This is a genomic window from Pseudocitrobacter faecalis, from assembly GCF_965231525.1.
GTDB lineage: Bacteria > Pseudomonadota > Gammaproteobacteria > Enterobacterales > Enterobacteriaceae > Pseudocitrobacter > Pseudocitrobacter faecalis.
In genome coordinates, this window is sequence record NZ_CBDDNJ010000002.1 from 715,795 (window position 1) to 736,968 (window position 21,174).

Genomic DNA, 21,174 nt, shown 5'->3' on the forward strand with positions numbered 1-21,174 from the left:
CGAAAAAGTTTACGCTGCCAGCAACTCTTTCGCGTTTGCCAGCGTGTTTCGTGTGACTTCGCTGCCGCCAAGCAGACGCGCCAGCTCCTGCAAGCGCGCGCGTTTATCCAGCACCTGCATGTGCGTTTCGGTCATTTCACCGTCGGTTTCTTTGCTGACAAAGAAGTGATGATGACCACAACCGGCCACCTGCGGCAGGTGAGTGACACACATAACCTGCGTTGATTCGCCAAGCTGACGGAGCAAGCGCCCGACAACAGCGGCGGTCGGGCCGCTGATCCCCACATCCACTTCATCGAAGATAAGCGCCGGGGTTTCCATTTTACGCGCGGTGATTACCTGGATTGCCAGCGCAATACGCGACAGTTCGCCACCAGAGGCCACTTTCGCAATGGGCTGGAGCGGTTGGCCTGGGTTGGTGGTGACGCGAAATTCAATGCGGTCTGCGCCGTCTGCCGTGAGGTGCTGTTCTTCAAAGCTGACGTCAATGGTGAAGACGCCGTGCGGCATAGAGAGCGCATGCATGCTGTCAGTGATAAGCCCCGCAAGCTCCTGTGCGCTGTTGAGGCGCAAAGTATGAAGCTGACGCGCGGTTTCCAGCGCCAACTGGTGATGGCGTTCCACCGCGTGCTTCAGGGTTTCCAGTGAGTCGCTTTGATCGTCAAGCTGTTGTTGTTCATCAAGCAGCGACTGGTAGAAGTCGGGCAACGCTTCGGGCGAAATATGGTGTTTACGCGCCAGCGCGATTTGCCGCGACAGGCGTTGTTCCAGTTCATACAGGCGATTCGGGTCGAGATCGAGCCGGTCGCAGTAGTGACGCAGTTCATCGCTGGCTTCGCTGAGCTGGATAGACGCTTCTTCCAGCATATTGAGCACGCTGGCGAGTTTGTTGTCCATACCGACCAACTCAGTAGTGAGCTGCTTAGCAGTATAGAGTTGGCTTAGCAGGTTGGCGTCTTCTCCGTCGGCGAGCAGCGCCAGTGCATGCTGGCTGGTGGAGAGCAATTGCCCACTGTTCGCCAGACGCTTGTACTCTTCGTCTATTTGCTCATATTCGCCGGGCTGCGGGTTGAACTCGATAAGCTCTTTAAGCTGATATTGCAGCAGTTCGGCGCGCGCGGCGCGTTCCTGGCTTTGTTGCTGATGCTGTGCTAAATCCCGGCAGCTTTGATGCCACAGACGGTAATGCTCAGCCATCTGTCGGATAAGGGTAGATTCGCCCGTATAGCCGTCGAGCAGGGTTTTCTGATGTTCGGGTTTAACCAGAAGCTGGTGCGCGTGCTGACCATGGATTTGAATCAGCAACTGTCCCAATTCACGGAGCTGTGAGAGTGGCACGGCGGTGCCGTTGATAAAACCACGAGAGCGCCCGTCACTGCTGATAACGCGGCGCAGCAGGCATTCGCGGCCATCTTCAAGCTGGTTTTCTTCAAGCCAGCGCAGCGCGGCTGGCGTGTCTTTCAGGGCGAAGCGAGCGCAGAGGTCGGCACGGCTGGCACCCGCGCGCACCATATCGCCTTCCGCGCGGCCACCGAGGCACAGACCGAGGGCATCGATAGCAATAGATTTACCGGCCCCGGTTTCACCGGTGATGGCCGTCATGCCGCCGTTAAAGTCGATTTCAAGTTCACGAACGATTGCAAAGTTGCTGATGGTCAGTTGTGCCAACATAGCTGCTTTCCTGTATGAAAAACCATAACTGTGTTTTCATACAGTATAAACTGGTTTTTTATACAGTAAAGTGCTGTTGGTAAATTTAGAACAATTTTTTTGACCAGCCCAGTTTAGTGCTTAATGTGTTGAAATAGCTGTAATCTTTTGGGTGAATAAGATTGAGGTGATAATCGCTTCGGCGAATTAACACATCTTCACCTTCCTGAATCGGCAGGGCAATCTGGCTGTCGCAGCTGATCTCCAGGTCGTTGCGACGATGCGAGAAACGCAGACGAATGGTGCTGCTGCTGTTAATTACCAACGGACGCGCTGAGAGCGTGTGCGGGAACATGGGCACCAGGGTGATGGCATCCAGTGAAGGCGTCAGAATCGGGCCGCCTGCCGAAAGGGAGTAGGCGGTAGAACCGGTCGGCGTCGAGATAATCAGGCCATCTGATCGCTGCGAGAAGGCGAAGGTTTCATCAATATACACTTCGAACTCAATCATATGCGCCACTTTACCGGGATGCAGAACCACCTCATTAATGGCGGTGCTGATGCGCTTCTGGCAATCCTGCTGGCAAACCTGCGCTTCCAGCAGAAAACGCTTCTCGGTGATGTAATTGCCTTCCAGCACGTCGGCTAATTGCTGGTGCGCGTTGTCCGGGTCGAGGTCGGTAAGGAAACCGAGATTGCCACGGTTTATACCGATCACTTTTATATCGTAACGGGCCAGGGTGCGCGCCGCCCCCAGCATATTGCCATCGCCGCCGACCACCACGGCAAGGCAGGCTTTTTGACCAATTTCGGCCAGCGTGCCGGTTTGCACGTTTTCCAGTTTCAGCTCTTTTGCAATCTGGCGTTCAACAATCACTTCATAGCCTTTGGCGCTCAGCCAGCGATAGAGCATTTCATGTGTGGTCAGCGCGGTCGGATGGCGAGGGTGCCCTACGATACCGATACACTTGAAATGATTGTTCATTTTCTGAAGGTCCTTGTGCCGAAGATTGATGACAATGTGAGAGCTTCCCTTGAAACGCGGAATCTTATCCCCATAATAAGCCAAGTTAGCGAGATGATTGCGAAAAAAACGCGGAGAAATTCATGAGCAGTAAAGAACAGAAAACGCCTGAGGGGCAAGCCCCGGAAGAAATTATCACGGAACAGCATGATGACGTTGAAGCTGTAGAGTCTGACGCGTCTGCTGAGCAGGTGGATCCGCGCGATGAAAAAATTGCGAATCTGGAAGCTCAGTTAGCGGAATCCCAGACGCGTGAGCGTGATGGTGTGTTGCGTATCAAAGCGGAAATGGAAAACCTGCGTCGCCGTACTGAACTCGACGTCGAAAAAGCGCATAAATTTGCGCTGGAAAAATTCGTCAACGAACTGCTGCCGGTGCTGGATAGCCTCGACCGTGCGCTGGAAGTGGCGGACAAAGATAACACCGATATGGCGGCGATGATCGAAGGTATCGAACTGACCCGTAAATCCATGCTCGACGTGGTGGGTAAATTCGGCGTTCAGGTTGTTGACGCGATCGACGTGCCGATGGATCCGAACGTACACCAGGCGATTGCGATGGTGGAGTCTGAAGACATCGCACCGGGTAATGTACTGATGGTGATGCAGAAAGGCTACACGCTGAATGGCCGCACTATTCGCGCCGCGATGGTTTCCGTTGCGAAAGCGAAAGCGTAACCGAAAAGTCGCCCTGTTCCAGAAGCCCTCCTCGTGAGGGCTTTTTGCTTTAGATGGCTTAGGCCTGATATTTGTCCACCGTTGCTGGCGTTTTATACTGCCTCTTCACAGGCTCACATGAAGAGGGACATTTATGCTGGAGTCGGCTGTAAAGACCCGGGCGCTTCCCCCCGAAGAAATGGGGGTATTAGTACGTCAGGATAAAACTCGTGACGATGTTCTTCGTCATTTCTTGCAACTCACCACATCACTTTTCCATATGCCAGCGGGTTACATTTCTGTGCTGGATGACAAGACACGCAATGTGATCGTATCGCATCAGATTTCGATGGCACCGAAGCCACGACAGTTCACGTTTTGCCAATATGTGGTCGATACCCTAAAACCGGTCATTGTGCCTGATACGCTGCTGGATGCCCGTTTTTGTGACCACCCGATGGTGGTGGGCGACCCTGGGTTGCGCTTTTACGCGGGCATGCCGCTGACTTTTAAAAACGGCTGCACAATGGGAACCTATTGCGTGGTCGATACGATTCCACGCGATCTCACCTGCGACGAGCTGGCCTCGCTGAACTTCATTGCCGAACTGGTTTCCAGCTTTATTGAGTCGTGGCTGGATGTGGCGCTGACCGATCTCAATAGCGGCCTGCCAAACATGCATCAACTGATTAATGATTTACAGGATGAGACGTTCGCGGAAGAGTGCCCCGGCAACTCGCTGATGGTGATCGAGTGTATTGGCGTGACGCAATCTGATGACATTGCCCGCGTGATGGGCACCAGCCGGTTGAATACGCTGGTGAGAGATATTAGCCAGGCGCTGCTGCGGGTGTTGCAACTCTCGCAGTGTGAAAAGCTGTATATGCTGAGCGCCGGGCGCTTTGCGCTCTATTCAAAACCCCTGACGCCTGCTGACCGTCAGCGGCGTGAGCAGCAGCTCATGGCCCTGCAGGCGCATCTTTCTGATGCCGTTACCATTGATTTGAAGATTTACGTCGGCGAAACGGCGATTACGTTGCCTATCTGTTCCGGACATGAAATTCTGCGTCAGGCTGAGAGTGCGCTATACGAAGCCCGGCATAACCGGCTGCGATGGGGGATTTACAATCAGGACGATGATTGCCGTCGTAACGAAGATTTTTATCTGCTTAACGACCTGACTGAAGCCATTCGTAAAGATCGCGGGCTCTATCTGGTCTGGCAACCGAAGGTGTCCCTGCCTGCCGGGCAGCCGGTGGCGCTGGAAGCACTGATCCGCTGGAATCATCCGGATCGCGGGATCATTCCACCCGGAAGCTTTTTGCCGCTGATTGAGAATACCAGTTTGATGGTTGAACTGACTGACTGGGTGATTGATCATGCGATTGCCCAGTTGGCTGAATGGGAGAAAAAAGGTATCGCGTTACCCGCCTCGATCAATATCAGCGTGCTGGACCTGACGCGCGATCGCTTTACCCAACGATTGCACGATAAAATGGCGCAGGCCGGGCTGGATAATGGCATGCTGGGGGTTGAGTGTCTGGAAACAGAAAAGCTGCTGGCCAGCTCTCAGGTGCTGGAAGAGTTACGCTTACTGCGCCATAAAGGTTTCTCTGTCTCGCTGGACGATTTTGGCGCGGGTTACAGCAACCTCAATTACCTGCTGCGTATTCCGCTCGATACGATCAAGCTGGATAAATCATTGATTGACGATCTGCTCAAAGAGCCTTCACGGCGTGTCATTGTGCGTAACGTGATTCGTATGCTGAAGGAGTTGGGTTATCGGGTGCTCGCGGAAGGGGTGGAAGATGAAACCACCGCGCAGATTATCAGTGACTATGCGTGCGATGAAGCGCAGGGCTATTTCTTTGCGCGTCCTAAAACGGCAATAGAGCTGGAAGCGTGGCTGCAGAAGTGGATATAACACGCGCAAAGTCGCCTGATGCGATACGCTTATCCGGCCTACAAGGTTTCTGCAATGTTTTGTAGGTCGGATAAGGCGTTTACGCCCATCCGGCAAGAACAACGCGCACTTTGTCAGCCATCTATACGGCCCCGAGAGGCCTTTTTGGTATTTTCAGGACTGCACGCTTTCACGTAAGGGTTTCACCGGCATCACTTTCACCTGCTTAATCATGTTGTCCTGTACGTCGAGAATATCAATATCGTACTGGCCAATGCGCACGCGGGTACCTGCTGCCGGGATCTCTTCCAGCGCTTCGAGGATCATGCCGTTAATCGTACGCGCTTCGTCTTCCGGCATATGCCAGTTAAAGGCTTTGTTCAGTTCACGAACGTTGGCGCTGCCATCAATAATTACCGAGCCGTCATTCTGCGGCGTCACTTCTTCCGCCAGAGTGGGTGACATCGAGGTCGTGAAGTCGCCGACAATCTCTTCGAGAATGTCTTCAACCGTTACCAGTCCCTGAATATCGCCGTATTCATCGACTACCAGACCAACCTTCTTTTTATTACGCTGGAATTTTACCAACTGAATGCTGAGCGGCGTGCCTTCCGGCACATAGTAAATTTCATCGGCGGCGCGCAGCATCACTTCTTTGGTGAACTCTTTTTTCTCCTGCATTAAGCGCCAGGCTTCGCGGACGCGCAGCATGCTGATGGCATCGTCCAGCGAGTCGCGGTACAGGACGATACGGCCATGCGGGGAGTGGGTGAGCTGACGAACAATCGACTTCCAGTCATCGTTGATGTCGATACCGACGATTTCATTGCGCGGCACCATGATGTCATCGACGCTCACTTTTTCGAGATCCAGCACCGATAGCAGCATGTCCTGATTGCGACGCGAAATTTGCGAGCGCGATTCATTTACCAGCGTGCGCAGTTCGTCTTTGCTCAACGAGCTGCTCATCACAGTGTCAGTTTTTATCCCCATCATGCGCATCAGCAGGCGGGTGATCATATTGAGCAGCCACACCAGCGGCATCATCAGAATTTGTAACGGGGCGAGCAGGATACTGCTGGGATAGGCCACTTTTTCCGGGTAAAGCGCGGCGATGGTTTTCGGCAAGACTTCAGCAAACACCAGCACCACGAACGTTAAAACACCGGTCGCAATGGCTACGCCCGCATCGCCATAAAGACGCATCCCGACGATGGTGCCCAGCGCGGAGGCCAGAATGTTGACCAGGTTATTGCCAATCAGGACCAGGCTAATTAAGCGATCGGGCTTACGCAGCAGTTTTTCTACGCGCTTCGCCTGGCGATTGCCCTGTTTGGCAAGATGACGCAGACGATAGCGGTTGAGTGTCATCATGCCAGTCTCCGAACCGGAGAAATAGGCGGAGATGACCACCATAATGATCAGTGTGACGATCAGTGTGGTGGTGGAGATATGTTCCAAAAGGTGTTCCTTAGTTGTGTCTAGCCGACAAGCTGTTGAATGACCCGGCTACCAAAATACGCCATGGTCAGAATGCCTGCGCCAGCGACGTTAAACCACACGACGCGGCGTCCACGCCATCCTTCATGATAGTGGCCCCATAGCAGCACAATGTAGACAAACCAGGCCACGATTGAGAGCACCGCTTTGTCGATGTTTTCCATGCTAAAGAGGTTATGCATGTAAAACAGGCCAGTGCACAGGGTAAGCGTAAGCAGAACCACGCCCACCTGCGTGATATGAAACATTTTACGTTCAATGCTCATTAGCGGCGGCATTTCGTGGCTGAAAGCCAGCTTCTTGTTTTTCAGCTGGTAGTCAATCCATGCTAGTTGAAGTGCGTAGAGGGCCGCGATAATCAGCGTCGCATAAGCGAACAGCGACAGGCCAATATGCACCATCATGCCCGGCGTGGCTTCCAGATGCGTGATGTATTCATTCGGAACAAACGTCGCAAAAGCCAGATTAATCAATGCAAAAGCGTAAACAATCGGCAACAGCAGCCAGCCGCGATTGCGTGAGGCGACAATCGTCATCACCGTACAAATCATCAAGCTGACCAGCGAACCGACGTTGAGCAGGCTCAGGTTTTGGCCATTCTCGCCGCCAGGCAGGATACGGGCTTCAAGCGCGAAAGCGTGGCAGACGAGCGCGATAACGGCAGAAAGAATAGCCATACGCCGCCAGCCGCTGTTTTTTTGCAGCAAACCGGGGATGATCAGCGCCAGGCTGATGGAGTAGGCGACAAGCGCGAGCAGGGCAAAAACGGGCATAGAGTGTGTCGGCAATCGTCAATAAAAGTGTAAGAAGGGCAGTATATACGCAAAATCATTCAAGTTGTATCAAGGTGCGGGGCGTTGTGCAAAACATCGGGCGCTTTGAGGCAAACCGCGGCATCACAACTCGGGCGCTGTCGTGTTATACTCCGGCAAATTTCTATTTTTGTGTCGCACCGCGACCAACCGTTTCCACCTTAGGCGAGAGACAATGTTTGATAATTTAACCGATCGTTTGTCACGGACGCTGCGTAACATCAGCGGGCGTGGCCGCCTCACCGAAGACAACGTCAAAGAGACGCTGCGCGAAGTGCGCATGGCGCTGCTTGAAGCCGACGTCGCGTTGCCGGTGGTGCGTGAGTTTATCAACCGCGTAAAAGAGAAAGCGGTTGGTCATGAAGTTAACAAAAGCCTGACCCCGGGTCAGGAATTCGTCAAAATCGTCCGCAACGAACTGGTTTCGGCGATGGGCGAAGAGAACCAGATGCTGAATCTGGCCGCACAGCCGCCAGCCGTGGTGCTGATGGCGGGCTTGCAGGGGGCGGGTAAAACAACCAGCGTCGGTAAGCTTGGTAAATTCCTGCGCGAGAAACACAAGAAGAAAGTGCTGGTTGTCTCTGCCGACGTGTATCGCCCGGCGGCGATCAAACAGCTGGAAACGCTGGCTGAACAGGTTGGTGTGGACTTCTTCCCGTCCGATGTCGGCCAAAAACCTATCGACATCGTCAATGCGGCACTGAAAGAAGCGAAGCTGAAATTCTACGACGTACTGCTGGTGGATACCGCCGGTCGTCTGCACGTAGACGAAGCGATGATGGACGAAATCAAACAGGTGCATGCCGCGATTAATCCGGTAGAAACCCTGTTTGTCGTTGATGCCATGACCGGTCAGGATGCGGCGAATACCGCGAAAGCCTTCAACGAAGCGCTGCCGCTGACTGGCGTGGTGTTGACCAAAGTCGACGGCGATGCCCGTGGCGGTGCGGCGCTCTCGATTCGTCACATCACCGGTAAACCGATTAAATTCCTCGGCGTCGGCGAAAAAACCGAAGCGCTGGAGCCGTTCCACCCGGATCGTATCGCTTCGCGTATCCTCGGCATGGGCGATGTGTTGTCGCTTATCGAAGATATCGAAAGCAAAGTTGACCGCGCGCAGGCTGAGAAACTGGCCTCCAAGCTGAAAAAAGGCGACGGCTTTGACCTGACTGACTTCCTGGAGCAGTTGCGCCAGATGAAAAACATGGGCGGCATGGCCAGCCTGATGGGCAAGCTGCCAGGTATGGGCCAGATCCCGGACAACGTAAAAGCACAGATGGATGACAAAGTGCTGGTGCGTATGGAAGCCATCATCAACTCCATGACCCTGAAAGAGCGCGCGAAGCCGGAAATCATTAAAGGTTCCCGTAAACGCCGTATTGCTGCTGGTTGCGGTATGCAGGTTCAGGACGTCAACCGCCTTCTGAAACAGTTCGACGACATGCAGCGCATGATGAAGAAAATGAAGAAGGGCGGCATGGCGAAGATGATGCGCGGGATGAAAGGTATGATGCCCCCAGGCTTCCCAGGCCGCTAATCGGCCTGGCTTGTTTGCCATTTTGGCACCGGGGTGTGCTCGTCATCCTCACGTACTGCGTGTACGCTCCGGTGACTGCGCGCACTCCGGCACCAAACTGGCTGCACCGCCGACGGCCTTTTACAGCAGAGTTAATAACTGTTGATTGCAATTTCCGCAAAAATGAGTAAAATTTTCGGGCTTTTAATATGACACCGGGCCCCTTCCCTCGATGGGGCCCGGTTGTTCTATTCACACAAGAGGATGTTATGGTAACTATTCGTTTAGCTCGTCACGGCGCTAAAAAGCGTCCGTTCTACCAGGTTGTTGTGACTGACAGCCGTAATGCACGTAACGGTCGCTTCATCGAGCGCGTTGGTTTCTTCAACCCGATCGCGAGCGAAAAAGAAGAAGGCACTCGCCTGGATCTGGATCGCATCGAGCACTGGGTTGGCCAGGGCGCAACTATCTCTGATCGCGTATCTGCGCTGATCAAAGAAGCTAAAAAAGCAGCTTAATCTGTCACGGTGGTCATGATGAGCAAGCAACTCACCGCACAGGCACCTGTTGATCCCATCGTATTGGGCAAAATGGGTTCTTCCTACGGTATCCGTGGTTGGCTCAGAGTGTTTTCCTCCACCGAAGACGCCGAAAGCATTTTTGACTATCAGCCCTGGTTAATCCAGAAGGCGGGTCAGTGGCAGGTCGTTGAGCTGGAAAGCTGGCGCCACCACAATCAGGACATCATCATTAAGCTGAAAGGCGTTGATGATCGCGATGCTGCGAATCTACTGACTAATTGCGAAATTATCGTTGATTCATCGCAGTTGCCAACACTGGAAGAGGGTGATTACTACTGGAAAGACCTGATGGGCTGCCAGGTAGTCACAACGGAAGGTTACGATCTCGGTAAAGTCATCGATATGATGGAGACCGGTTCGAATGACGTACTCGTCATTAAGGCAAACCTGAAAGATGCGTTTGGTATCAAGGAGCGGTTGGTTCCGTTCCTCGATGGGCAGGTTATCAAGAAAGTCGATCTCGCTACTCGTTCAATCGAAGTAGATTGGGATCCTGGTTTTTAAACCACCGGATAAACGGTAAAAGACGGCGCTATGTGGATTGGCATAATTAGCCTGTTTCCTGAAATGTTCCGCGCAATTACCGATTACGGGGTAACTGGCCGGGCAGTAAAAAATGGCCTGCTGAGCATCCAGAGCTGGAGTCCTCGTGATTTCACGCATGACCGGCACCGTACCGTGGACGATCGTCCTTACGGCGGCGGGCCGGGGATGTTAATGATGGTGCAACCTTTACGGGATGCCATCAATGCAGCAAAAGCCGCGGCAGGTGAAGGCGCAAAGGTGATTTATCTTTCACCTCAGGGACGCAAGCTTGATCAAGCAGGCGTCAGCGAACTGGCAACGAATCAGAAACTGATTCTGGTGTGTGGTCGCTACGAAGGTATTGATGAGCGCGTGATTCAGACCGAAATTGACGAAGAATGGTCAATCGGCGATTACGTTCTCAGCGGTGGTGAGTTACCGGCAATGACGCTGATTGACTCCGTTTCCCGGTTCATCCCGGGTGTACTGGGTCACGAAGCATCGGCAACGGAAGATTCCTTTGCTGACGGGTTGCTGGATTGCCCCCACTATACGCGTCCTGAAGTGTTAGAAGGGATGGAAGTACCGCCAGTGTTACTGTCGGGGAACCATGCCGAGATACGTCGCTGGCGTTTGAAACAGTCGCTGGGCCGCTCCTGGCTTAGAAGACCTGAACTTCTGGAAAACCTGGCTCTGACTGAAGAGCAAGCAAGGTTGCTGGCGGAGTTCCAAAAGGAGCACGCACAACAGCAACATAAACATGATGGGCAAGCGTAATACGCGCCCGATATATCAGTTTACCCAGGATAAGAGATTAAATTATGAGCAACATTATTAAGCAACTTGAACAAGAACAGATGAAGCAGGACGTACCTTCCTTCCGTCCGGGTGATACCGTGGAAGTGAAAGTATGGGTTGTTGAAGGTTCCAAAAAACGTCTGCAGGCATTCGAGGGCGTGGTTATCGCTATTCGTAACCGCGGTCTGCACTCTGCATTCACTGTTCGTAAAATTTCCAACGGCGAAGGCGTTGAGCGTGTCTTCCAGACTCACTCTCCGGTTGTTGACAGCATTGCTGTTAAACGTCGTGGTGCTGTGCGTAAAGCTAAACTGTACTACCTGCGTGAACGTACTGGTAAGTCTGCTCGTATCAAAGAGCGTCTTAACTAAGATTCGCGTAAGCGACATCCTGTTAGAAAGGGCTGGCCGAAAGGCTGGCCCTTTTTTTATCGCCTGGGGCACTCCGTGTTAACTGTTTTGAGATAATTCATTTACAATATCCGCTCCTTATCGGAGGGTATCGTGAGCAGCAATCGGTTTCATGGTTCAGCGCTAAAACGACACGCGGCCTGGCTCGCGCTGTTCGCTATTGCGCTGATTATCGTGGCGCCCCTGATCTCCGTTTCGCTGCAAAAAGACCCGATGAGCGCGATGCCCGGTATGCACCATGCGATGAGTATGGATGCAGAGCATCACTCCTCTTCTCAGAGTATGCCGGTCGACCACGCCGAGGCCTGCGGCTACTGCGTTTTAATGGCGCACGTACCGGGGCTGATTCTGGCGCTGGTTATCCTGTTATGTGGCCTGCTGTTACGCTGCCGTGTCAGGCTGGTGCGGCCTGCTGTAAAGCACTGGCACTATTTTCCCTGGCTCTTTCCTGATACCCGCGCGCCGCCGCGCCTGTCTGCTTTTTCCTGTTAAAACATTATAAATGGCGTAATACGCCACGACTCTTTTCGCATCTAAAAAGGAAAAGTATGACAACCTGCACCTCACGGGCGGCATGGGTACACCTGCTTCGTCGCCTGCATTTTTTTATTGGTCTGTTTGTCGGGCCGTTTATCTTTGTGGCGGCGTTAACCGGCACACTGTATGTCGCTACGCCCCAACTGGAAAATATGCTTTACCAGCGCGCGCTGCACGGCACCATGAGCGGAGAACGTCACGCACTGGCCGACCAAATTGCGGTCGCGCAGCAGGTCTCCGGCGGTGAGCTTCGCCTGCATGCCGTACGCCCGGCGCTATCTGCGGGCGAAACCACCCGCGTGATGTTTGCCGATCCTGCTCTTGGCGAGTCTGAAAGTCGGGCGATTTTTATCGACCCGGTCACGCTTGCGGTGACGGGGGATATGACCGTTTACGGTACCAGTGGCATATTGCCGCTGCGTCAATGGATAGATTACGCCCACCGCTCATTACTGTTAGGCAATGTTGGGCGTCTCTACAGCGAACTGGCGGCATCATGGATGTGGGTTGCCGCGCTGGGGGGTATTGCGCTGTGGGCCGTGACCCGACCCAAACGCCGTGTTAACAATCGCTTCCAGAACACACGTCGTGTGCACGTTACGCTTGGTTGGGTGTTGCTGGCGGGGATGCTGCTCTTCTCCGCAACCGGGCTGACCTGGTCACAGTGGGCGGGCGGCAACGTCGATAAAATGCGTGCGGCATTGGGCTGGATGACGCCGCAGGTGAATACGCAACTGCACGGCAAAATGGAAATGGCAGATCCACATGCGGAACATAAGGGCCATATGGCGGCAATGCCTGGCATGACGCCGCCGGTTATTGCTGGAGAAAAGTTTGATTCCGTACTGGCTGCAGCACAGCGAGCGGGGATTGATGCGACGTTGGTGGAGATTCGCCCGCCACGCAGTGAAGATCGTGCCTGGACGGTGACGGAAATCGATCGGCGCTGGCCGACCCAGGTGGATGCCGTTGCGGTAGATGGCGCATCCCTTGCGATCCGCGATCGCACGCGTTTTGCTGATTTCCCGCTGATGGCGAAGCTTACCCGCTGGGGCGTTGATTTTCATATGGGGATTCTGTTCGGTCTGCCGAACCAATTGCTGCTGATCGCTTTCGGACTGGCGTTGTGCGTGGCGATCGTGATGGGGTATCGACTGTGGTGGATTAAGCGTCCGGCGCAGGCTGCTGCGAGTCCGCTTCAGACTTTGTCTCAGAGCTGGCTGGCGTTATCCCTGGCAGGACGTCTGACGACGCTTGTGATGGCTATTCTGTTGGGGCTGGCGCTGCCGGTGATGGGCGTTAGTTTGTTGTTATTTGTGGTCATTGACTGGCTGCGCTGGCGGAGTCATCAGGAAGCGACTCAAACGCAGCCAGTGCAATAAGCCTTAAGGGGCGCTGATCACCACCGCGACGCGGCGGTTTTCGGCGCGCCCTTGCGAGGTTTTGTTACTGGCAACCGGGTATTTTTGCCCCAGCCCCTGTGTTGTCAGGTTGCTGCGCGGAATGCGCGCGCCTTCTGCCCAGCTTTCGGCGACGGCGTTGGCGCGTTTCAGAGAGAGGGCTTCGTTATAGCTCGCTTCCCCGTAGTTATCCGTGTGTCCATCCATACGCAAATGCGTGATCCCGGTTGATGCCAGGCGAGCAGCCATGGTGTGGATTTGCTGCTGGCTATCCGGGCGCAAACGGAAATCATTTTTGTCGAACAGAATGGTATCAGAGAGGCCAAGCGACCAGTCCCCGTTGGTTTCGCTAAATCCGTACGATTTCATTGCGGCGATCTGCTCCGGGGTAAATTTCCCCTGAGGGGCCTGGCAACCTGCCAGCAGAGTGGTTGATAGCAACGCGGCGGCGATATAACGCTTTAACATACTCTTTCCTTGCATCTCATAATGAGTTTTTGGAACGCTGATTTTTCATGTCATACATATTCTTATCGGCAAGTTCCTGTAAATCTTCGACGGAATTATGTTCCCACGTTAAGGCATAGCCGACGCTCAGCGACAGCGGCACATAATGCCCATTGCGTAAATCAAAGGGGCGAATGAATTGTTGCGACAGCGCGGCACAGATCCGCTGCACCTCATGTTCGCTGTTCACCCCCGATAAAATGACCGCAAACTCATCACCACCCAGACGATACGCCGCATGGCGATTCCCGCTGAACTCCATCAACCGTTTCGCTGCGTCAATCAACACGCAATCGCCTGCGGCGTGGCCCCAGGTATCGTTGATGCGTTTAAAGTTATCGCCGTCGAGGAACAGTAGCGCCGAGCTGGCTTTCATCTGCGGATTGCTCATCAGCGACGCAATGCGGGTACGAAACGCCGCGCGGTTGGGTAGACCCGTCAGCGCATCGTGCAGCGCGGTGCGCAGGAGTTGGGCGTTTTTGGCTTGCAGCTTAAGCTGCCACTCCTCCATTTCATCCAGCAGGCTGTTGAAATCGAGAGCGAAACGGTGAAATTCATCAATACGTTCAGCGCTGACACGGCGAGAAAAGTTACGATTCGTGCGCACATCATGTACCACGTCGGTAATACTTTGCAGGGCGGTGACGACCCCTTCATGCAGATGGCGCGTAATCAGTAGGGCGACCGCTGATGCAAAGACGATACAGGCGGTCAGAACGCCAAGTGATAACCAGATGAAATGGCTGATCAAACTGTCGCGGGCCGTTAAGCGTAACTCACCAATGGTCTGACCGTTGTAAGTGATGGGCTGCGTGACCGGTAAAGGAAACAGCCATTGGCTGACTAACCTGTTGAGCGTGTCCCGCTCGCCAGAAGCATTATAGTGCCAGTAGGCAAAGCGTTTGTTGCCGGTGCTAACCACTTCTGCGGTAGCGAAATGGCCCTGTTTGCCCAGCATCGCCAGTGTTTCAGTGGCGGCGGTATTGTCATTAAAGACCAGCGCAGCTTCCAGACTATGGCTCATGGTCGAACCGGTCAGCTCGAGATTTTTCTGCGCGTATTGTTTCAGCGTCACAATGGATGCGCCGCACAATAGTAGCCAAATTAGCGTCATGGTAATAAATACGCTGGTGACGCTAATACGCCGTAGGGTGCGCTTAAACGTCGGGCGCGGCGGGGTTGAATAGTCCTTATTCATGATTTTTATTCCGTGCGAGCATCAAAACATCCGGATTGACCCTGACGCCACTACGAGAAAGGGAATCGAGGTTTACGGCGAATGTCACTTTATCGGTATTGAATAGCAGACAGAAGGAACTGCCAATACGACATTCGGCGTTTTGTTCTGAAATTAATAATGTTGGCCTCGCGTTAAGCATATTTTGTAATTCTGTCTGTTGTTCAGGTGATTCCGAGCCAAAATAGATGGCAGCACAACCAGCGTTAAGAGCCTCCCGGTGGGAATGCACCATTATCGGGTGATAGGTGACGGGAGACCCCTCGGCTGTGATCAATGCATCGCGATACCGCGCGGAGCTAAAAATGCAGAGTGTTGGCGGCTGTTCAGGCTGTGGCCAGCGAGTGTAGCTGATAATACCGGAAACCATTGAACGTACCGATTTATCCATATCAGTTAACGCAGCGGCAAAAAGTGGTCTGCTAAGAGAAAAAAATATCAATACCAGCAAAAGCGAGTATGAAATTTTTAAGAACGGGTTGCTCATCGGAATCCGCCGTAAAGCTTTGATTTTTGCGTCCATAAATTCTCTGTGCAGACTATCATTTTTCGCCTGACCCGTCATTAGATCATGAAATGGATTACGTATTAGTTAAGTTAAATTTCGATTGAATGATTTGGTGGCGATCACATGCTTAGAAATAAATATATTAAATGTAAGGTTATCTCTTATTTAATTGATTTTGCAGGGACTCTTTTTGTAATTGCAGAGGTGTTAAAGAGGCCAGATTAGGGGGGCAATCAGTTATTTTCATGAGCGCTGTTATCAGGAGAATGACAGGCAGGATTATGAGTGTAACGATATGTTTGCAGTTTTTGGCGGTAAAATTTGCCTGAAATAGGTTGGTGTAAAGTTATATTTACGTAATTTGGATTGAAATCTTTACTTTTTATGATATTGTTACTTCACCTCATCGAGGAAACCACTATCGCAAACGAGCCAGACAGGTAAGCCACCATGCAAAAAGACGCGCTGAATAACGTACATATTACCGATGAACAAATTCTGATCACCCCAGAACAACTGAAAGCGGAATTCCCGCTGAGTGTTGAACAGGAAGCGCAAATCGCGCAGTCACGCAAAACCATCTCTGACATCATCGCCGGGCGCGATCCTCGTCTGCTGGTAGTGTGTGGCCCGTGCTCGATTCACTGCCCTGAAACGGCCATCGAATATGCTCGTCGATTTAAATGCCTTGCCGAGGAGGTCAGCGATAGCCTCTACCTGGTGATGCGCGTCTATTTTGAAAAACCACGTACGACCGTCGGCTGGAAAGGGCTGATCAACGATCCGCATATGGACGGTTCGTTTGACGTGGAAGGCGGCCTGAAAATTGCGCGTCGTCTGTTGGTGGAACTGGTCAACATGGGTCTGCCGCTGGCGACGGAAGCGCTGGACCCGAACAGCCCGCAATACCTGGGCGATCTGTTTAGCTGGTCTGCAATTGGTGCGCGTACCACCGAATCCCAAACCCACCGTGAAATGGCCTCTGGTCTCTCAATGCCGGTGGGCTTTAAAAACGGTACCGATGGCTCACTGGCGACCGCCATCAACGCCATGCGCGCTGCTGCCATGCCGCACCGTTTTGTGGGCATCAACCAGGCCGGCCAGGTTTGCTTACTGCAAACCCAGGGTAACCCGGATGGCCACGTGATCCTGCGCGGCGGTAAATCACCGAACTACGGGCCAGAAGATGTTGCTCAGTGCGAAAAAGAGATGGAACAGGCGGGACTGAAACCGTCGCTGATGGTAGATTGCAGCCATGGGAATTCCAATAAAGACTACCGCCGTCAGCCTGCGGTGGCGGAATCCGTTGTCGCTCAGATCAAAGACGGTAATCGTTCGATTATCGGCCTGATGATTGAAAGTAACATTCACGAAGGTAATCAGTCTTCTGAACAGCCGCGCTGCGACATGAAATACGGCGTTTCGGTGACCGATGCCTGCATCAGTTGGGAAACCACCGATGCGCTGCTGCGTGAGTTAGACAAGGATTTACGCGGCCACCTGGCAGCACGACTGGCGTAAGAGGATTGTATGGTTGCTGAACTGACCGCGCTGCGCGATCAAATTGATGAAGTGGATAAGGCGTTGCTGGGGTTGCTGGCGCGCCGTCTTGAACTGGTGGCTGAAGTGGGCGAGGTCAAAAGCAAATATGGCCTGCCGATTTACGTTCCCGAACGTGAAGCGACCATGCTTGCCTCACGCCGGGAGGAGGCCGCCTCGATTGGCGTTCCGCCCGATTTGATAGAAGATGTCCTGCGTCGTGTGATGCGTGAGTCGTACTCCAGCGAAAACGATAAAGGCTTCAAAACGCTGCATCCAACGTTACGCCCTGTCGTTATTGTCGGCGGCGGCGGGCAGATGGGGCGGCTGTTTGAAAAAATGCTGAATTTGTCCGGCTACCAGGTGCGTATCCTCGAACGTGACGACTGGTCGCGGGCGCAGGAGATTGTCGCCGATGCGGGCATGGTGATCGTCAGCGTGCCGATTCATGTCACCGAGCAGATCATCGCGAAGTTACCGCCGCTGCCTGCCGACTGCATTCTGGTTGACCTGGCATCGGTGAAAGCCGGGCCGTTACAGGCGATGCTGGAAGCGCATCCGGGCCCGGTTGTTGGCTTGCACCCGATGTTCGGGCCGGACAGCGGTAGCCTGGCTAAACAGGTGGTGGTGTACTGCGACGGGCGTCAGCCGGAAGCGTATCAGTGGTTCCTTGAGCAAATTCAGGTGTGGGGCGCGCGTCTGCATCGCATCAGCGCTGTCGAGCATGATCAGAACATGGCCTTTATTCAGGCTTTGCGACACTTCGCGACCTTTGCTTATGGCCTGCATCTGGCGGAAGAGAATGTTCAGCTTGAACAATTGCTGGCACTCTCTTCGCCTATCTATCGCCTGGAACTGGCGATGGTTGGCCGACTGTTTGCTCAGGATCCGCAACTTTACGCCGATATCATTATGTCCTCTGGCAATAACCTGGCGCTGATTAAGCGTTACTACCAGCGTTTTGGCGAGGCGATCAGTTTGCTGGAGCAGGGGGATAAGCAGGCGTTTATCGACAGCTTCCGTAAAGTGGAGCACTGGTTTGGCGATTACGCCCAGCGCTTCCAGAGTGAAAGCCGCACATTGTTGCGCCAGGCTAACGATAGCCGCGCCTAAGAGCACGGTCACACATAGCGTTAACAAATTCTGTATATACTTAAAAGCCAGTGGGGTAGCCCGCTGGCTTTTTTTATAGGGATGAAACGTATGACTGAGCCACAACCGTTGTTTGATTACGCCGGACATCTGCCGGAATGCCCCACCTGGAGCGAATCGGAGCAGGCGCTGTACTGGGCGGATATTCTGGAATACGAAATTCATCGATATTATCCGCAAAGCGGTGAGCATCAGGTTTTGCAGTTTCCTGAAGAGGTGGGCTGTTTCGCATTACGCGAAAAGGGCGGGTTTATCGTGGCGCTGCGCAGCGCCATCTGGCTGGCGGATAAACATGGTCTGCTGGTGCGCAAAATTTGCGATAACCCCAGCAATCCGGCGTTGGCGCGCTTCAACGATGGGGGAACGGACAGAGACGGGCGTTTCTATGCAGGAACCTTCTGGGCGCCCGGCGATTACAACGGTGCGTTGTTGGTACGCATCGATAATGAACTGAAGCCGAAGGTGGTGCAGTGCGATATCCACGGCGCTAATGGCCTGGCGTTCAGCGCGGATAAACGCTGGATGTACACATCAGACACCCCGAACGGCGTGATTTATCGAACGCCACTTGATGACGACGGTGAGCCCGGCAGCCGCGGAATCTTCCATCAATTTGCCCCTGGAGAGGGTATTCCGGACGGCGCGGCGGTGGATGAAGAAGGCTGTTACTGGAGTGCGCTGTTTGATGGCTGGCGTATTGCGCGTTTTTCCCCGGAAGGCGAACAACTGGAAGAGTATCGGATGCCGGTGCGTTGCCCGACGATGGTCTGTTTTGGCGGAGCGGATATGCGCACGCTTTTTATTACCACCACGCGGGAAAACATGTCAGCGGCAGAAGTGCAGCAGTATCCCCTTTCCGGTGCCATCTTCACCCTGCCAGTGAACGTGGCAGGAATGAAGAAGTTACCGTTTATTGAGCGTTAAGCCGGGTCAACCGGAACGACGTTCTCGCTCGGATAACAACCCAGTACTTTCATGGAGCGGGTAATTTTGCCCAGCTCCTTAAGCGCTTTTTGCATTGATTCCGATTCCAGGTTGGCCTGGATATCAAGATAAAACATCTCCTCCCACGGATTGCCGTGAATCGGGCGGGATTCCAGTTTGGTCATGATCAGGTGATGATTGCGTAGTACCAGCAGCGCTTCTACCAGTGCGCCCGCCTGTTGCCCGGTCGCCATTAACAGTGTGGTTTTCGCCGGAACCTGGTCTGAAACATCAATCGCTTTACGCGCCAGCACAATGAAGCGCGTAATGTTTTGCGTCTGATTGGCTTCAATACGTTCCAGAACCTGTAAGCCGTGCAGCGCACCGCCCGCCTCGCTGCCCAGCGCTGCAACGCATGGCGAATTGGCCTGCGCCACTTTCTCCATCGCCGCTGAGGTGCTTTCGGTGTACTCAATTTTCCAGTGCGGATAGCGGGCAAGGAATTTGCTGCACTGCTGGAACGGCTGCGGATGGCTGTAAACCGTGTCGATAGTGTCGAGATCCGTTGATCCGGATACCAGTACGCAGTGATCGATAACGATCGTCATTTCACCGACGATCGAGAGACTGGTGTGTTGCAGCAGGTCATAGACATCGTTGATCGCACCGGAGCTGGTGTTTTCAATTGGCACAACGGCGTAGTCAGCCTGGCCCGTTTCCACATGATTGAAGATATCGGCAAATTTCGCGCAGCCACTTTCAATAAACTGCTCGAAATGGCGTGCGGCATACTGGCGCGCCGCAAGGTGTGAATAAGAGCCTTTTGGCCCGAGGAAAGCGATACGTGCAGAGTGCGGATTGATTTTATTCAGATGTTGTTGCAGCAGCGCCTGCTGAGTGAGAACGGAATCTTCGATGATGAGCTGGAACAGGCGGGTAATGTAGTGCGCATCGAGATGGTGCGTTTTACCCAGCGCAATCAGCCGTTCCAGCAGATCGCGTTCCCGGTCGATATCACGTACCGGGCGATGGGAGGCCAGCTTCGCTTTGCCCACTTCCACCGCCAGACCGCGACGCTCGGCCAGAAGCGTCAGTAATTTTTCATCCAGCGCGCTTATTTTATCGCGCAGAGCCAGTAACGGGTTTTCCGCTGTCATAGTTGTGCCTTTATTGTTATCAATCTTGCCAATAAAAAAGGCCCCCCGGAGTGGGAGGCCTTATTGTTCGTCTTCGCATTCTTTATCTTACGACGAAACGCCTCCCGTTCAGGGGAAGGTAAAAAAGAATGCGAAGAAAAACAGAACAGATTTCACGGATGATGATTCCTTACAGTGTGTCTGGTAACAGTACCTGCTCCGTTTTCCTTCTGTCAATAAAAAACGCGCCCGAAGGCGCGTTGGCGATACACTCAAAGTTCAGTTTTACTCTTCTTCAACTTCTTCGAAGCTTGCGTCTTTCACCGATGTTGTGGCGCGACGGGCTTCCCCTTTGTGTTGCACCTTATTGAGCTGCCGTTCCAGCTTGTTGATCAATTCGTTGATTGCAGCATACATATCTTCATGCTTGGCGCTGGCAACCAGAAGCCCGTTCGGCGTGTTCATGGTGGCGTCAGCGATAAAACCCTGCGGCTCCTTGGACAGGATGATGTGCGGGTTAATAATATGAGTTTGCCATTTTTCTAATTTGGCTAGACGGTCTGCGACATGTTGGCGGATGGCCGGAGTAATTTCCATTTGTTTGCTGGTAATGTTCATTGTCATAAATTTTACCTCTTGTCTTTCCGTCTTGGTGATTCCAGCATACCTTTCCTAATGTCAAAATGTGTGATTTAAATCACGTTTTTTTGTCACTTTTTGTCAAGGAAACTGTTTTGTGAGGCAGGGCAGGAACAGGCGATCTTTTCCTTGTCGAAAGGGAAAAAGGCGGTCATATTTGATGAGATGACTTGCCGCTAAAGCGCTTCAGCGGGCGGGTTAAGCGGATAAAAAAACGGCA

22 protein-coding genes and 1 other annotated feature are annotated in these 21,174 nt (G+C 53.2%); of the genes, 12 read left to right on the top strand and 10 right to left on the bottom strand.

The features are described 5' to 3' along the window. Positions 1–9 precede the first annotated feature (9 nt). The gene (gene recN, locus ACOXYR_RS04065; RefSeq protein WP_189623989.1) at positions 10–1,671 is read right to left on the bottom strand and encodes a DNA repair protein RecN; all 1,662 of its coding nucleotides are present in this window, start codon (positions 1,669–1,671) and stop codon (positions 10–12) included. Between the two features lie 85 nt (positions 1,672–1,756). Further along, a complete protein-coding gene (nadK, locus tag ACOXYR_RS04070; protein ID WP_113857594.1) occupies positions 1,757–2,635 on the bottom strand; it encodes an NAD(+) kinase in 879 nt (292 codons plus the stop codon). 122 nt (positions 2,636–2,757) lie between these two features. On the opposite strand from nadK, the gene grpE reads away from it, so the two are divergent. Together grpE and ACOXYR_RS04080 are read left to right on the top strand one after the other, a co-directional pair. After that, a complete protein-coding gene (grpE, locus tag ACOXYR_RS04075) occupies positions 2,758–3,351 on the top strand; it encodes a nucleotide exchange factor GrpE (RefSeq protein ID WP_146745493.1) in 594 nt (197 codons plus the stop codon). A gap of 133 nt (positions 3,352–3,484) precedes the next feature. Beyond that, the gene (locus ACOXYR_RS04080) at positions 3,485–5,254 is read left to right on the top strand and encodes a sensor domain-containing diguanylate cyclase (protein ID WP_421356232.1); all 1,770 of its coding nucleotides are present in this window, start codon (positions 3,485–3,487) and stop codon (positions 5,252–5,254) included. A gap of 153 nt (positions 5,255–5,407) precedes the next feature. Here ACOXYR_RS04080 and ACOXYR_RS04085 read toward each other — a convergent pair whose 3' ends face one another. Beyond that, a complete protein-coding gene (locus tag ACOXYR_RS04085) occupies positions 5,408–6,694 on the bottom strand; it encodes an HlyC/CorC family transporter (RefSeq protein ID WP_421356231.1) in 1,287 nt (428 codons plus the stop codon). A 20-nt stretch (positions 6,695–6,714) separates the two neighbouring features. Next, entirely contained in the window at positions 6,715–7,506 is a 792-nt protein-coding gene (locus ACOXYR_RS04090; protein WP_015963356.1) for a cytochrome C assembly family protein, read from the bottom strand. A 214-nt stretch (positions 7,507–7,720) separates the two neighbouring features. On the opposite strand from ACOXYR_RS04090, the gene ffh reads away from it, so the two are divergent. The 7 genes from ffh to ACOXYR_RS04125 all read left to right on the top strand — a co-directional run bounded on the left by ffh (position 7,721) and on the right by ACOXYR_RS04125 (position 13,294). Further along, positions 7,721–9,082, top strand: a complete 1,362-nt coding sequence (gene ffh / locus ACOXYR_RS04095) for a signal recognition particle protein (RefSeq protein ID WP_108477032.1) — start codon at positions 7,721–7,723, stop codon at positions 9,080–9,082. A gap of 248 nt (positions 9,083–9,330) precedes the next feature. After that, positions 9,331–9,579 (top strand): 30S ribosomal protein S16, encoded by a 249-nt coding sequence (gene rpsP / locus ACOXYR_RS04100; protein WP_041686193.1) that lies wholly within the window; start codon positions 9,331–9,333, stop codon positions 9,577–9,579. Positions 9,580–9,597: 18 nt separating this feature from the next. Beyond that, on the top strand, positions 9,598–10,146 hold the full coding sequence (rimM, locus tag ACOXYR_RS04105; protein WP_108477033.1) for a ribosome maturation factor RimM: 549 nt from the start codon (positions 9,598–9,600) through the stop codon (positions 10,144–10,146). A 30-nt stretch (positions 10,147–10,176) separates the two neighbouring features. Beyond that, positions 10,177–10,944 (top strand): tRNA (guanosine(37)-N1)-methyltransferase TrmD, encoded by a 768-nt coding sequence (gene trmD, locus ACOXYR_RS04110; RefSeq protein WP_015963360.1) that lies wholly within the window; start codon positions 10,177–10,179, stop codon positions 10,942–10,944. A 44-nt stretch (positions 10,945–10,988) separates the two neighbouring features. Further along, positions 10,989–11,336: a 50S ribosomal protein L19 gene (gene rplS / locus ACOXYR_RS04115; protein ID WP_002914145.1), complete on the top strand. Its 348-nt coding sequence runs from the start codon at positions 10,989–10,991 to the stop codon at positions 11,334–11,336. Positions 11,337–11,468: 132 nt separating this feature from the next. Beyond that, positions 11,469–11,867, top strand: a complete 399-nt coding sequence (locus ACOXYR_RS04120; RefSeq protein ID WP_350435890.1) for a DUF2946 domain-containing protein — start codon at positions 11,469–11,471, stop codon at positions 11,865–11,867. Positions 11,868–11,923: 56 nt separating this feature from the next. Next, entirely contained in the window at positions 11,924–13,294 is a 1,371-nt protein-coding gene (locus ACOXYR_RS04125; RefSeq protein WP_421356230.1) for a PepSY-associated TM helix domain-containing protein, read from the top strand. 3 nt (positions 13,295–13,297) lie between these two features. Here the strand turns inward: ACOXYR_RS04125 and ACOXYR_RS04130 are convergent, their stop codons facing one another. The 3 genes from ACOXYR_RS04130 to yfiR are packed head-to-tail and all read right to left on the bottom strand — an operon-like array spanning position 13,298 to position 15,579. Continuing rightward, positions 13,298–13,780 (bottom strand): OmpA family protein, encoded by a 483-nt coding sequence (locus ACOXYR_RS04130; RefSeq protein WP_108477036.1) that lies wholly within the window; start codon positions 13,778–13,780, stop codon positions 13,298–13,300. Positions 13,781–13,796: 16 nt separating this feature from the next. Then, positions 13,797–15,017 carry a diguanylate cyclase DgcN/YfiN gene (gene dgcN, locus ACOXYR_RS04135; protein ID WP_113857592.1) on the bottom strand — a complete coding sequence of 407 codons (1,221 nt, stop codon included), beginning with the start codon at positions 15,015–15,017 and terminating at the stop codon, positions 13,797–13,799. Beyond that, entirely contained in the window at positions 15,010–15,579 is a 570-nt protein-coding gene (gene yfiR, locus ACOXYR_RS04140; RefSeq protein WP_108477045.1) for a regulatory sequestration protein YfiR, read from the bottom strand. Before yfiR ends, dgcN begins: the two co-directional genes overlap by 8 nt. A 435-nt stretch (positions 15,580–16,014) precedes the next feature. On the opposite strand from yfiR, the gene aroF reads away from it, so the two are divergent. From aroF to ACOXYR_RS04155, 3 genes are all read left to right on the top strand, one after another. Then, entirely contained in the window at positions 16,015–17,085 is a 1,071-nt protein-coding gene (aroF, locus tag ACOXYR_RS04145; RefSeq protein WP_421356229.1) for a 3-deoxy-7-phosphoheptulonate synthase AroF, read from the top strand. A gap of 9 nt (positions 17,086–17,094) precedes the next feature. Beyond that, positions 17,095–18,216, top strand: coding sequence for a bifunctional chorismate mutase/prephenate dehydrogenase (tyrA, locus tag ACOXYR_RS04150; protein WP_108477039.1), 1,122 nt, complete (start codon positions 17,095–17,097; stop codon positions 18,214–18,216). 90 nt (positions 18,217–18,306) lie between these two features. After that, on the top strand, positions 18,307–19,179 hold the full coding sequence (locus tag ACOXYR_RS04155; protein WP_350435889.1) for an SMP-30/gluconolactonase/LRE family protein: 873 nt from the start codon (positions 18,307–18,309) through the stop codon (positions 19,177–19,179). Here ACOXYR_RS04155 and pheA read toward each other — a convergent pair. The 3 genes from pheA to raiA form a co-directional block, all read right to left on the bottom strand. Further along, entirely contained in the window at positions 19,176–20,336 is a 1,161-nt protein-coding gene (gene pheA, locus ACOXYR_RS04160) for a bifunctional chorismate mutase/prephenate dehydratase (protein WP_108477040.1), read from the bottom strand. The two genes, ACOXYR_RS04155 and pheA, sit on opposite strands and share 4 nt — an antisense overlap. A 31-nt stretch (positions 20,337–20,367) precedes the next feature. After that, positions 20,368–20,493, bottom strand: a sequence feature (Phe leader region). Then, a complete protein-coding gene (gene pheL / locus ACOXYR_RS04165; RefSeq protein WP_199538682.1) occupies positions 20,445–20,492 on the bottom strand; it encodes a pheA operon leader peptide PheL in 48 nt (15 codons plus the stop codon). It overlaps the preceding feature by 48 nt. A 107-nt stretch (positions 20,494–20,600) precedes the next feature. Beyond that, positions 20,601–20,939 (bottom strand): ribosome-associated translation inhibitor RaiA, encoded by a 339-nt coding sequence (gene raiA, locus ACOXYR_RS04170; RefSeq protein ID WP_015963370.1) that lies wholly within the window; start codon positions 20,937–20,939, stop codon positions 20,601–20,603. Positions 20,940–21,174 lie beyond the last annotated feature (235 nt).

Coding starts and splice junctions, on each gene's coding strand:
- ACOXYR_RS04155 (WP_350435889.1), top strand. CDS start 18,307: ATGACTGAGCCACAACCGTTGTTTGATTACGCCGGACATCTGCCGGAA.
- aroF (WP_421356229.1), top strand. CDS start 16,015: ATGCAAAAAGACGCGCTGAATAACGTACATATTACCGATGAACAAATT.
- ACOXYR_RS04125 (WP_421356230.1), top strand. CDS start 11,924: ATGACAACCTGCACCTCACGGGCGGCATGGGTACACCTGCTTCGTCGC.
- ACOXYR_RS04090 (WP_015963356.1), bottom strand. CDS start 7,506: ATGCCCGTTTTTGCCCTGCTCGCGCTTGTCGCCTACTCCATCAGCCTG.
- tyrA (WP_108477039.1), top strand. CDS start 17,095: ATGGTTGCTGAACTGACCGCGCTGCGCGATCAAATTGATGAAGTGGAT.
- rplS (WP_002914145.1), top strand. CDS start 10,989: ATGAGCAACATTATTAAGCAACTTGAACAAGAACAGATGAAGCAGGAC.
- rpsP (WP_041686193.1), top strand. CDS start 9,331: ATGGTAACTATTCGTTTAGCTCGTCACGGCGCTAAAAAGCGTCCGTTC.
- grpE (WP_146745493.1), top strand. CDS start 2,758: ATGAGCAGTAAAGAACAGAAAACGCCTGAGGGGCAAGCCCCGGAAGAA.
- yfiR (WP_108477045.1), bottom strand. CDS start 15,579: ATGGACGCAAAAATCAAAGCTTTACGGCGGATTCCGATGAGCAACCCG.
- ffh (WP_108477032.1), top strand. CDS start 7,721: ATGTTTGATAATTTAACCGATCGTTTGTCACGGACGCTGCGTAACATC.
- pheA (WP_108477040.1), bottom strand. CDS start 20,336: ATGACAGCGGAAAACCCGTTACTGGCTCTGCGCGATAAAATAAGCGCG.
- raiA (WP_015963370.1), bottom strand. CDS start 20,939: ATGACAATGAACATTACCAGCAAACAAATGGAAATTACTCCGGCCATC.
- rimM (WP_108477033.1), top strand. CDS start 9,598: ATGAGCAAGCAACTCACCGCACAGGCACCTGTTGATCCCATCGTATTG.
- nadK (WP_113857594.1), bottom strand. CDS start 2,635: ATGAACAATCATTTCAAGTGTATCGGTATCGTAGGGCACCCTCGCCAT.
- recN (WP_189623989.1), bottom strand. CDS start 1,671: ATGTTGGCACAACTGACCATCAGCAACTTTGCAATCGTTCGTGAACTT.
- dgcN (WP_113857592.1), bottom strand. CDS start 15,017: ATGAATAAGGACTATTCAACCCCGCCGCGCCCGACGTTTAAGCGCACC.
- ACOXYR_RS04080 (WP_421356232.1), top strand. CDS start 3,485: ATGCTGGAGTCGGCTGTAAAGACCCGGGCGCTTCCCCCCGAAGAAATG.
- trmD (WP_015963360.1), top strand. CDS start 10,177: ATGTGGATTGGCATAATTAGCCTGTTTCCTGAAATGTTCCGCGCAATT.
- ACOXYR_RS04130 (WP_108477036.1), bottom strand. CDS start 13,780: ATGTTAAAGCGTTATATCGCCGCCGCGTTGCTATCAACCACTCTGCTG.